The 11,359-nt window shown below is 71.4% G+C and carries 11 protein-coding genes; 5 read left to right on the top strand and 6 right to left on the bottom strand.

Annotated elements, in window-relative coordinates:
* Positions 1-94: 94 nt before the first annotated feature.
* Genes ABZT74_RS12220 through ABZT74_RS12210 form a run of 3 tightly spaced genes read right to left on the bottom strand, consistent with a single transcriptional unit; the run spans position 95 to position 3,256 of the window.
* Positions 95-1,228 carry an Mrp/NBP35 family ATP-binding protein gene (locus ABZT74_RS12220; RefSeq protein ID WP_355865020.1) on the bottom strand — a complete coding sequence of 378 codons (1,134 nt, stop codon included), beginning with the start codon at positions 1,226-1,228 and terminating at the stop codon, positions 95-97.
* Between the two features lie 44 nt (positions 1,229-1,272).
* Positions 1,273-1,869, bottom strand: coding sequence for a DUF1003 domain-containing protein (locus ABZT74_RS12215; RefSeq protein ID WP_355865017.1), 597 nt, complete (start codon positions 1,867-1,869; stop codon positions 1,273-1,275).
* Positions 1,859-3,256 (bottom strand): CBS domain-containing protein, encoded by a 1,398-nt coding sequence (locus tag ABZT74_RS12210; RefSeq protein ID WP_356178183.1) that lies wholly within the window; start codon positions 3,254-3,256, stop codon positions 1,859-1,861. Before ABZT74_RS12210 ends, ABZT74_RS12215 begins: the two co-directional genes overlap by 11 nt.
* Positions 3,257-3,442: 186 nt before the next feature.
* On the opposite strand from ABZT74_RS12210, the gene ABZT74_RS12205 reads away from it, so the two are divergent.
* A complete protein-coding gene (locus ABZT74_RS12205) occupies positions 3,443-4,204 on the top strand; it encodes a hypothetical protein (RefSeq protein ID WP_356434385.1) in 762 nt (253 codons plus the stop codon).
* 28 nt (positions 4,205-4,232) lie between these two features.
* On the opposite strand, the gene ABZT74_RS12200 is transcribed toward ABZT74_RS12205, so the two are convergent.
* The gene (locus tag ABZT74_RS12200) at positions 4,233-4,775 is read right to left on the bottom strand and encodes a hypothetical protein (protein ID WP_356434382.1); all 543 of its coding nucleotides are present in this window, start codon (positions 4,773-4,775) and stop codon (positions 4,233-4,235) included.
* Positions 4,776-4,799: 24 nt separating this feature from the next.
* Positions 4,800-5,912 (bottom strand): magnesium and cobalt transport protein CorA, encoded by a 1,113-nt coding sequence (locus ABZT74_RS12195; RefSeq protein ID WP_355865005.1) that lies wholly within the window; start codon positions 5,910-5,912, stop codon positions 4,800-4,802.
* Positions 5,913-6,532: 620 nt separating this feature from the next.
* On the opposite strand from ABZT74_RS12195, the gene ABZT74_RS12190 reads away from it, so the two are divergent.
* Positions 6,533-7,117, top strand: a complete 585-nt coding sequence (locus ABZT74_RS12190) for a suppressor of fused domain protein (RefSeq protein WP_356178192.1) — start codon at positions 6,533-6,535, stop codon at positions 7,115-7,117.
* A 92-nt stretch (positions 7,118-7,209) separates the two neighbouring features.
* On the opposite strand, the gene ABZT74_RS12185 is transcribed toward ABZT74_RS12190, so the two are convergent.
* Positions 7,210-8,463 carry an MFS transporter gene (locus ABZT74_RS12185; RefSeq protein WP_356178195.1) on the bottom strand — a complete coding sequence of 418 codons (1,254 nt, stop codon included), beginning with the start codon at positions 8,461-8,463 and terminating at the stop codon, positions 7,210-7,212.
* Positions 8,464-8,624: 161 nt separating this feature from the next.
* Here ABZT74_RS12185 and ABZT74_RS12180 point away from each other — a divergent pair, with 161 nt between their 5' ends.
* The 3 genes from ABZT74_RS12180 to ABZT74_RS12170 all read left to right on the top strand — a co-directional run bounded on the left by ABZT74_RS12180 (position 8,625) and on the right by ABZT74_RS12170 (position 11,272).
* Complete coding sequence (locus ABZT74_RS12180) at positions 8,625-9,266, top strand: DUF6758 family protein (RefSeq protein WP_355864996.1); 642 nt, start codon at positions 8,625-8,627, stop codon at positions 9,264-9,266.
* A 176-nt stretch (positions 9,267-9,442) separates the two neighbouring features.
* A complete protein-coding gene (locus ABZT74_RS12175; RefSeq protein ID WP_356178197.1) occupies positions 9,443-10,300 on the top strand; it encodes a PHP domain-containing protein in 858 nt (285 codons plus the stop codon).
* A gap of 366 nt (positions 10,301-10,666) precedes the next feature.
* The gene (locus ABZT74_RS12170) at positions 10,667-11,272 is read left to right on the top strand and encodes a MarC family protein (protein ID WP_164371912.1); all 606 of its coding nucleotides are present in this window, start codon (positions 10,667-10,669) and stop codon (positions 11,270-11,272) included.
* The last annotated feature ends 87 nt before the right edge of the window (positions 11,273-11,359 follow it).

Raw genomic sequence — 11,359 nt, 5'->3', positions numbered from 1 at the left:
GGCTTCGGCCGACCGCCGGCGGGCGGATCGAAGGGGGGGCGCCGGACCACGCGGACGGCGCCCCCTCCTTCGTACCGGGATCCCTGCGAGGGCCCTAGAACTTGTTGCGCGGGGTGATGCCCAGCGACATGCCCGACAGGCCGCGCTGACGGCCGCCGAGCTTGCCCGCGATGGCGCGCAGGGCCGATCCGGCGGGGGAGTCGGGGTCGGTCAGGACCACCGGCTTGCCCTCGTCACCGCCCTCGCGCAGGCGGACGTCGATCGGGATGGAGCCGAGGACCGGGACCGTCGCGCCGGTGGTGCGGGTCAGGCCGTCGGCGACCGACTGGCCGCCGCCCGTGCCGAACACGTCGACCATCTCGTCGCAGTGCGGGCAGGGCAGCCCCGACATGTTCTCGACGACACCGACGATCTTCTGGTGGGTCTGCACCGCGATCGAGCCCGCACGCTCGGCGACCTCGGCCGCCGCCTGCTGAGGGGTCGTCACGACGAGGATCTCGGCGTTCGGGACGAGCTGGGCCACGGAGATCGCGATGTCGCCGGTGCCCGGCGGGAGGTCGAGGAGCAGAACGTCGAGGTCGCCCCAGTACACGTCCGCCAGGAACTGCTGGAGGGCGCGGTGCAGCATCGGGCCGCGCCACACCACCGGCGCGTTGCCCGGGGTGAACATGCCGATGGAGATGACCTTCACGCCGTGCGCGGACGGCGGCATGATCATGTTCTCGACCTGGGTCGGACGGCCGTCCGCGCCGAGCATGCGCGGCACCGAGTGGCCGTAGATGTCGGCGTCCACGACACCGACCTTGAGGCCGTCGGCCGCCATCGCCGCCGCCAGGTTCACGGTGACGGAGGACTTGCCGACGCCGCCCTTGCCGGAGGCGACCGCGTAGACGCGGGTCAGCGAGCCGGGCTTGGCGAACGGCACCTCGCGCTCGGCGGCGCCGCCCTTCAGCGCGGTCGCCAGCTCGCGGCGCTGTTCGTCGCTCATCACGTCGAGTTCGACCTCGACCGCGGTCACGCCCTCGACCGCCGAGACCGCCTCTGTCACGCGCTGGGTGATCGTGTCCCGCATCGGGCACCCGGAGACCGTCAGGTACACGGCGACCGCGACCGTGCCATCCGCGCCGATCTCCACCGATTTGACCATCCCCAGCTCGGTGATGGGTCGGTTGATCTCGGGGTCGTTCACCGTCGCCAGTGCTTCACGCACCGCGTCTTCCGTAGCCATAGGGACGATGGTACGGCGCTCCCCATGGGCCCGGGAAAGCCCTGTCACCGGTCGTCTACGTCACGTCCCTGCGACCGTTCCGCCGGGAATACGACCCGGCCGTCCCCGGACCCCTCGGCGTACCGCTCCTCCAGCTCCTTGACCAGGTCCTGGAGCTCGGAGCGGATCCAGTCACGGGTGGCGACCTCGCCGAGGCCCATCCGCAGCGCGGCGATCTCACGGGTGAGGTACTCGGTGTCCGCGATGGACCGTTCGTTCTGGTTGCGGTCCTGTTCGAGGTTGACCCGGTCGCGGTCGTCCTGCCGGTTCTGCGCGAGCAGGATCAGCGGGGCGGCGTAGGAGGCCTGGAGCGACAGCATCAGGGTCAGGAAGATGAACGGGTAGCTGTCGAAGCGCAGGGCGCCCGGGGCGAAGATGTTCCACACGACCCACAGGATGATGACGATCGTCATCCAGACGATGAACCGTCCGGTGCCGAGGAAGCGGGCGATGCGCTCCGAGAGCCGTCCGAAGGCCTCGGGGTCCCACTCGGGCAGGAACCGGCGCCGCGGCGGCTTCGGCTGGTCGAGCCGGCCACGGGGACGGGGGGCGGCGGTGGCCCCGGTGGCGGACCGCTCCCGGGTCTCGCGGTCAGTGCCCATGGCGTCCCCCGCCGGTACCGCCGCCCGGCCCCGCTCCGGGGTCCGTGTCCGCCCGGCCGTCCACGGTGCGGGCGCCGTCCTCCGGCTCGTCGTCGCGGACGGCGAGGTGCACGTCCTCGGGGACGCTCTCGTCGAGGTGGAACTCCGTCTCCCGCCAGTCGTCGGGCAGCATGTGGTCCAGCACGTCGTCCACGGTCACCGCGCCCAGCAGTGAGCCGCTCTCGTCGACGACGGGCGCCGCGACCATGTCGTACGTGGCGAAGAACCCGGCGACCACGGGCAGTTCGTCCTCCGGCGCGAGCGGCTGGAGATCGTCGTCGACGAGCGAGCCGACCAGGGTGAACGGCGGATCGCGCAGCAGCCGCTGGAAGTGCACGGCGCCCAGGTACTTGCCCGTCGGTGTCTCGTCCGGCGGGCGGCAGACGTACACCTGGGCGGCGAGCGCGGGGGAGAGGTCGGGGTTGCGGACCCGGGCCAGCGCGTCGGCGACGGTCGCGTCGGGCCGCAGCACGATCGGCTCGGTGGTCATCAGGCCACCCGCCGTCCGCTCCTCGTACGCCATCAGCCGGCGCACGTCGGCCGCGTCGCCGGGCCGCATCAGCGTGAGCAGCCGCTCCACGTCCTCGGCGGGCAGCTCGGCGAGCAGGTCGGCGGCGTCGTCGGGGTCCATGGCCTCCAGCACGTCGGCCGCGCGCTCCTCCTTGAGCTTGCCGAGGATCTCGATCTGGTCGTCCTCGGGCAGCTCTTCGAGCACGTCGGCGAGCCGGTCGTCGTCGAGGGCGGCGGCCACCTCGCCGCGCCGCTTCGGAGACAGGTGATGCAGGACGTTCGCGAGGTCGGCGGGGCGCAGCTGCTCGAAGGTGGCGAGCAGGCTCTCCGCGCCCTGCCCGTCCTCCTCGAGCGCGACGCCGGTGACGGCGGACCAGTCGACGGTCAGCGTCTCGCCCTTGGCGCGCCGGAAGGCGCCGCCGGTGCGTCCCTTGCGCACGAAGACGCGGTCGATCTCCCAGTCGCGGCGGGCCGGGAGCTGCTGGATCGACACGTCGAGGACGGTGACCTCCTCGCCCGTCTCGACCAGGGTCACGAGCCGGTCGAGAAGTTCGCCGAAGATGAGCCGTTCGGTGGGCCGTTGCTCGAAGCGGCGGACGTTCAGGACCCCGGTCGAGATGACCTGGCCCGACTCGATGCCGGTCACCCTGGTCATGGGCAGGAAGATGCGGCGGCGCGTGGACAGTTCGACGACCAGGCCGAGCAGCCTGGGCGGCCGTCGGCCCACGCGCAGCATGGCGACGAGGTCCCGCACGCGGCCGACCTGGTCGCCGTTCGGGTCGAAGACGGCGACACCGGCCAGGTGCGAGACGAAGATCCGGGGGGCACCTGCGGCCATGCCCGCGCCTCCTTCGCTTCGAAGCGTTCTGTGCCGGTCTGTCCGCTCGGGTGGGCTTCAGGCTAGCCCGTCCCGGTCGGATACGCCCTGGTGGGCGGTCCGGACGGACTGCCTCCGCCGGGCGCCCGCGGCACCGGTACGCTGCCGTACGCCGCCCAGCACCGCGCACGAAAGGCAGCCCCACCTGTGACTGCAATTTCCCCGGGCCGTATCCGCAGAATCGCCCTGGCGAGCGCGGTGTGCGCCCTGGCCGTGACAGGCATGGCGGGGCTGACGGGGTGCGGAAGCGAGGACCCGGACGCGGGCACGAACGGGGTCGGCAAACTGCCCGCCGCCACCATCCAGGCGAAGACGAAGAAGGCCGCCGAGGACGCGAAGACGGTACGGCTGTCCGGGACCGTCGTGTCCAACGGGACGACGTACACCCTCGACATGCGCCTCACGTCCGACGGCGGCACCGGCTCGGTCACCTCCAAGGGCGCCAGTTTCCGGCTGCTGCGCGTCGGCGAGCACCTCTTCCTCAAGGCCGACGCGCAGTTCTGGGCGCACCAGGACGGCAAGAAAGGCGACACGTCGGGAGACACGGCCGCGGCCGACAAGCTGGAGGGCATGTACGTGAAGGTGCCGACCGGCGACCCCGCGTACAAGCGGTTCAGCGGCTTCACCGACAAGGACGTCCTGCTCGACGGGCTGCTCGGCCTGCACGGCACGCTCGCCACGGACGGCCACCACGAGCAGTCCGGAATCCGCACCATCCGCATCACCGGCGACAAGGGCTCGGGCGGCACCCTGGACGTCTCGCTGAAAGGGACCCCGTACCCCCTGCTGCTGGTCCGCGCGGGCAACGCCGGCACGCTCCGGCTGACCGACTGGGGCAAGCACTTCACGCTGGAGGAGCCCTCGGAGAAGGAGACGGTCGACTACGGGCAGCAGCTGCCCACCTCGTAGTCGGTGCCCGGTCCCGCTCCCGGGTCCGTCAGCGGCGCTTGCGGCGCTTCAGCAGGAGGCGCGGGAGGGCCGCGGGGATCTCCTGCCGGGTGGTCGCCGAGGTCGGCACCGGGCGCTGTGCGAGCGATCCGTCGGGGAGACCGGCGGTCGCGCCGGTCGGCTCCAGGCGGACGAGCCGGCACTCGCGGGCCCAGCGCTCGGGCATGGCCTCGCCGTCGGGCGCGTTCAGCCGTTTGCCCTTGAGCTCGCCGACGGCGGCCTCCCACTCCGGGGTGCCCGCGGTGAGTTCGGTGACGCGGGCGGACCAGGAGACGAGCCGGCCGCCCTTGTCCTTGCTGCGTACGGTGACGACCGCGTCGCCCCCGTCGGCCAGGCCGGGCAGCGGCTGCTCGCCCGGGCCGTCGCCGATCAGGAAGGCGGCCCCGTCGGCCCACACGTGCCAGAGCGGACGGGTGGGCACCTCGTCGCCCGGACCGGGATGCGCCGGCAGGCCGCCGCCGCGCACCCAGATCAGCCCGGACTTCTTGGTGGCCTCCTCGATGAGGGCCCGGTCGAGCAGCTCGTGCGTCATGGGGCTCAGCCTATCGAGGCGTTCCTAGAGCCAGCCGTTGCGCTTCAGGATCCGGTGGATGGAGAGGCAGAGCCCGACGGTGACGGCCATGACGACGGGGTAGCCGTAACGCCAGTGCAGCTCGGGCATGTGCTCGAAGTTCATCCCGTACACACCACAGACCATCGTCGGTACGGCGATGATCGCCGCCCAGGAGGTGATCTTGCGCATGTCCTCGTTCTGCGCGACGGACGCCTGCGCGAGGTTGGCCTGGAGGATCGAGTTGAGCAGTTCGTCGAAGCCGAGGACCTGCTCCTGGACGCGCGCGAGGTGGTCGGCGACGTCACGGAAGTACTTCTGGATGTCGGGGTCGACGAGCCGCATCGGCCGCTCGCTCAGCAGCTGCATGGGGCGCAGCAGCGGCGACACCGCCCGCTTGAACTCCAGCACCTCGCGCTTGAGCTGGTAGATCTGCCCGGCGTCCGTGCCGCGCGGGGTGCCCTTGCGGCCGGGCGAGAACACCTCGGTCTCGACCTCGTCGATGTCGTCCTGCACGGCGTCCGCGACCGCGATGTACCCGTCGACGACGTGGTCGGCGATCGCGTGCAGCACCGCCGAGGGGCCCTTGGAGAGCAGCTCGGGGTCGTCCTGGAGCCGGTGCCGCAGCGCGCGCAGCGAGCCCTGCCCGCCGTGCCGGACGGTGATGAAGAAGTCCCCTCCGGTGAAGCACATCACCTCACCGGTCTCGACGATCTCGCTGGTCGCGGTGAGCCGGTCGTGCTCGACGTAGTGGATGGTCTTGAACACGGTGAACAGGGAGTCGTCGTAGCGCTCCAGCTTGGGGCGCTGGTGGGCCTGGACGGCGTCCTCGACGGCCAGCGGGTGCAGGCCGAACTCCCGGGCGATACCGGCGAATTCGTCCTCGGTGGGCTCGTGCAGGCCGATCCACACGAACCCGCCGTCGCGGCGCACCTGGCGCATCGCCTCGTGCGGGGTGAGCGGCGTGCGCGTCTCGACGCGGGCACCGTCGCGGTAGACGGCGCAGTCGACCACGGCCGACGGGGTCCCGGGGTCACGGGTGGTGTCGTACGAGCCACTGTCCTTGCGCAGCGTGGGACGGGGGCGGACCGCGGCGCGCAGGTCACGGATCATCGACATGGCAGGCTCCTTTTCGCAACGGAGGCGGCCTGCGACGGTTGGAACTACCCGGAATGGGGACGTCCTGACTGCGGATGTTTGGCACGTCCACAAAGCGGGGAGCACCGCACCGTCGCGGTGGCAGCTTCGCTACTGATTCAGATCGGACAGATCAGGGGTTCAGATCGGACAGATCAGGCGGAAACGAAGCGCTCTTCCGTGGTGCACCGGGCAACGCTGACACGTATGCACACGATTGCCTGAGACGGCGGCCGGCGGGAGTGAAGAACCAGCGGGACCAGCTACGGACTCAGCGACAGGAAGAGCGGGTGGTACTGCACGATCGACTTCGATCCATTGCAGCCCCACCTCCTCCGGTCGGTCCCCCGTGAGGGACGAGCCATCCCCCGAAGGGGAGTCTGTCTCCCTCCGAAGGGGAGTCAGATCAGTCTCAGTGCGTCGGAGCCTTCGGAGCCAACTCCCGCAGCGCCATGAGGGCATGAGGGGTGCGTCCGATACCAGCTGCTCCGACCAGCGGCCAAGACTATCAGCGCCCCCATGTGTCAAGACGCCGCTTTGCGCGTTGTTGACCACGGGGTGCGGTGCCCGCCCTGGTGGGCGGCCCCGCCTATGCTCGGCCCATGGCAGATGTTCTTCCCCTGGTCGAGGCCCGTTTGCGCTCCGCGCTGGGCGAACCCGACGCGCGCGCCGCGGTCACCTTCCTCGGCACCGACCGCGTCGAGGTGGTGCGCTTCACGGAGGGCGACGTCGTCCGCTACGCCACGCTCGGCATGTCCGCCCGGCCGATGGCGGACCCCACCGAGGCGCTCGCCGACCCGGTGAAGGGCCCGCGCGCCGAGCTGATCCTCTCGGTCCGCCCCGCCGGGGCCGACACCGACAAGGTGCTCCGCCCACTGGCCGTGCTCGCCGCCTCGCCGCAGGTCGAGGGCCTGATCGTGGCTCCCGGTGCCTCCCTGGACGTGGGGGAGCCCCTGTGGCCCGGCGCGCCGTTCACCTCCGTCCTGGTCGCGGAGTCCGGCGGACTGGTGGAGGACCTGGAGCTCGACGAGCCGGCCGACCCCGTACGGTTCCTGCCGCTGCTCCCCATGACCCCCAACGAGGCGGCCTGGAAGCGCGTGCACGGCGCCGCGGCACTTCAGGAGCGCTGGCTGAACGGCGGAACGGACCTGCGCGATCCGCTGCGCAAGTCCGTTCCGCTCGACTGATCCCGGAGGCTGACAGGACGTCAACTGTCCTGTTCCTCAAGTGAGTCGGCGGTCCCGGATAGGTCCGTACCGGCCGGACCCGCCCGGCCGGATCAGTTCGCGAAGACGGTGACGCCGTCCTCGGTGGCGTGGGCCGGCTCCAGTTCCTGCGCCCGGTGGGTGAGGGCGTGCCGCCGGACGAGGACCACCACGGCACCCAGCAGCGCGGTGACGGCGGCCACCACGAACGGGATGCGGATGTTCGTCCACTCCTCGATCTTCGGAGCGAAGAACGGCGCCGCGGCCGCCGCGAACCAGCGCACGAAGTTGTAGCCGGCGCTCGCCACCGGTCGCGGCGCGTCGGAGACCCCGAGGGCCAGTTCCGTGTAGACGGTGTTGTTCACGCCGATGAAGGCGCCGGACAGGACGGTGCAGACGATCGCGGTGGTGTGGTCGCCGTACCCGAGGGCCAGGACGTCGGCCGCGAGCAGCACCAGCGAGCCGCCGAGCACCTTGAGCGAGCCGAACCGCGCCTGCAGGCGCGGCGCCACGATGACGGAGAAGACCGCGAGCAGCACCCCCCAGCAGAAGAACACCGCGCCCGACTTGTAGGGCGTCATGTTCAGCACGAACGGGGTGAAGGCCAGCACGGTGAAGAACGTGTAGTTGTAGAAGAACGCCGACGTCGCCGCCGAGGCGAGACCGCCGTGTCCGAGGGCGCGCAGCGGGTCGAGCAGGGAGGTCTTGCGCGCGGGCTTCGGCTGCTCCTTGAGGAACACCGTGATGCACAGGAAGCCGATCGCCATCAGGAACGCGGTGCCGAAGAACGGGTAGCGCCAGCTGGCGTCACCGAGCAGGGCGCCGAGCAGGGGGCCGCAGGCCATGCCGAGACCGAGCGCGGACTCGTAGAGCAGGATCGCCGCCGCGCTGCCGCCTGCCGCGGCGCCGACGATGACGGCGAGGGCGGTGGAGACGAACAGCGCGTTGCCGAGGCCCCAGCCGGCCCGGAAGCCGACCAGTTCGCCGACCGACCCCGAGGTGCCCGCGAGTCCGGCGAAGACCACGACGAGCGCGAGGCCGAGCAGCAGGGTCTTCTTGCCGCCGATGCGGCTGGAGACGAAGCCGGTCACCAGCATGGCGACGGCGGTGATCAGGAAGTACGAGGTGAAGAGGAGCGACACCTGGCTCGGGGTGGCGTCGAGCCCCTTGGCGATGGACGGCAGGATCGGGTCGACGAGCCCGATGCCCATGAAGGCGACGACGGACGCGCCGGCGGTCGCCCAGACGGCCCTGGGCTGACGCAGGAGGCCGCCCGCACCCGCGTCGAACGTGTCCCCTTCGGCGGGGGCTTCCGTGCTGCTGATCATGCCCGCTCCTTCACTGCGTGCCGTCAGATCGTTGTGCAATACACATAATAAGTTAGGTGAGCTAATTAATGCAAGGTACACGCAGTTTTGCCGTGTCAGGCACACGCCGGACGGGTGATCGTCCTTGACGCGACGGGGGACGGGGAGGACCGTTGGACCCTATGAGGGGCGAACCCAGTTGCCCGAAGTGTGGTGGCCGGGTCAGGGCTCCCGGCCTCTTTGCCGACTCGTGGCAGTGTGATGTGCACGGCACGGTGCATCCGCTGCAGCCCGTGATCCCGCCCAGCGTCGAGGCCCTCGGTGTGGTCGTGCACCGCGCCCGGGTGCCGGTGTGGATGCCCTGGCCGCTGCCCGTCGGCTGGCTGTTCACCGGCGCCTCCTTCGCCGGGGACGACCGCAGCGGAGGCCGGGCCACCGCCGTCGCCTGCTCGGGCCCCGGACCGCTCGGCGGCATGGGTGAGCTGATCCTGGTCGCGGAGGAACTCGGCGTCGGCCTCGGCGCCCGGTACGCGGGCGTCGACGGACCGGACCCCGGCCCCTACATGAACGTCGAGAAGCCCCCGCAGGCCAAGGTCCTGGCGGCCGGCCGCCCCACCCCCCTCTGGCACGTGCCCAGCGCCCCCGACGACCGCGCCGTCTTCGCGGGCGAGGCCCTCGGGCTGTGGCTGTGGGCCGTCGTCTGGCCCGAACAGACCGGGCTGCTGATGTACGACGAACTGGTGCTGACGGATCTGCGGGACGCCGGCGCGGAGGTCGACCTGCTGCCCTGCGGGGCGCTGTCCCCGCGGATCCTGGAGCCCTAGGGCCCGCCTCCAGGGCTTTCCGCTGCGGACCGCGATGTCTGGGGCCCTGTTCCCGCCCGGAACACGGGCCGGGACGGTAGGGGGCACTCGGGCGGTTCGGGTGTGACAGGAGTGCCTCGGAATCCCGTTATCCTTGAGCGTCCCCGTCCGTCCCGTCACCGCTTGGAGCCCGCGTAGTGCGCATCGACCTGCACGCCCACTCCACCGCGTCCGACGGCACGGACACCCCGGCCGAGCTGGTGCGCAACGCCGCCGCCGCCGGACTGGACGTCGTCGCGCTGACCGACCACGACACCACCCGCGGATACGCCGAGGCCGTCGCCGCGCTGCCCGAGGGGCTCACCCTCGTCACCGGCGCCGAACTCTCCTGCCGCGTCGACGGCATCAGCATCCACATGCTGGCCTACCTCTTCGATCCCGCGGAGCCCGCCCTGCTCGCCGAGCGCGAACTCGTGCGGGACGACCGGGTGCCGCGCGCCCAGGCCATGATCGCCAGGCTCCGGGACGTGGGCGTGCCGATCAGCTGGGAGCAGGTGGCGCGCATCGCGGGCGACGGGTCCGTCGGCCGCCCGCACATCGCCTCCGCGCTCGTCGAACTGGGCGTGGTCGACACCGTCTCCGACGCCTTCACCGAGGAGTGGCTCGCCGACGGCGGCCGCGCCTACGTCCCCAAGCACGAGACCGACCCCTTCGAGGCGATCCGGCTCGTCAAGGGAGCGGGAGGCGTCACGGTCTTCGCGCACCCCGCGGCCGCCAAGCGGGGCCGCACGGTGCCCGAGCCGGTGATCGCCGAACTCGCCACGGCCGGCCTCGACGGCATCGAGGTCGACCACATGGACCACGAGCCGTCCACCCGCGCCCGGCTGCGCGGCCTGGCCGCCGAACTGGGGCTGCTCACCACCGGCTCGTCCGACTACCACGGCAGCCGCAAGACCTGCGTGCTCGGCGAGTTCACCACCGACCCCGAGGTCTACGGAGAGATCACCCGCCGCTCCACCGGGGCGTTCCCCGTCCCGGGCGCCGGCGGAGCCTGACCCCGGACGCCCGGCTCCGGGTCCGTAGCGGCGGGCCGACACCCGCCCGCCACCGGTCGCCGACGCGCGGCCGGAGTGATCCGGATCCCCGCCGGTGCGGCGCATCCGCCGTACCGGACGGTCCTTCCCCCGAGGCTCCCCGTCGGGTCCCGACGGTCCGTGCCGCCCCGCCGCACGCCCGGCCCTCCGGCCGGTCTCGTGCCGTCGAGGCGCACAGACCTCCGGTGCCCGGTCCGGTCCAGCCGCCCTGTGCTCGTACGCGGCCCGTACGAGCACGGTCCCGTCCCGCCCGCGGGACGCCCGCCCACCCCGGCGGACGGAACATCCGTCCGCCCCCGCTCACCACCCGCAAGGCTCTTCCTCACCATGTTCGACGTCGCCGTCTTCGGCTCCCTGTTCCTCACGCTCTTCGTCATCATGGATCCCCCCGGGATCACCCCGATCTTCCTGGCGCTCACCGCGGGGCGCCCCGCCAAGGTGCAGCGGCGGATGGCCTTCCAGGCCGTCTGCGTCGCCGGCGGTGTCATCACCGTCTTCGGGCTCCTCGGCCACCAGATCCTGAACTACCTGCACGTCTCCGTACCCGCGCTGATGATCGCGGGCGGACTGCTGCTCCTGCTCATCGCGCTCGACCTGCTGACCGGCAAGACCGACGAGCCGAAGCAGACCAAGGACGTCAACGTCGCCCTCGTCCCCCTCGGCATGCCGCTGCTCGCCGGGCCCGGAGCGATCGTGTCCGTGATCCTCGCGGTGCAGAAGGCCGACACGGTCGCCACCCAGGTCTCGGTGTGGACCGCGATCCTCGCCATCCATGTCGTCCTGTGGATCGTGATGCGGTACTCGCTGCTGATCATCCGTGTCATCAAGGACGGCGGCGTGGTGCTCGTGACCCGGCTCGCGGGCATGATGCTCTCCGCGATCGCGGTGCAGCAGATCATCAACGGCGTCACCCAGGTGATCCAGGGGAGCTGACCCTCCGCCTCCCGGACACGCGGAACCCCGGACGCGCAGAACCCCGTACGGCATAGGTGCCGTACGGGGTTCTGAAGTCTCTACATC

The organism is Streptomyces sp. NPDC005302, assembly GCF_040607345.1.
In the GTDB taxonomy this organism is placed as follows: domain Bacteria; phylum Actinomycetota; class Actinomycetes; order Streptomycetales; family Streptomycetaceae; genus Streptomyces.
The sequence above is the reverse complement of the archived record's forward strand: the minus strand, read 5'-3'. Positions and strand labels throughout refer to the sequence as shown.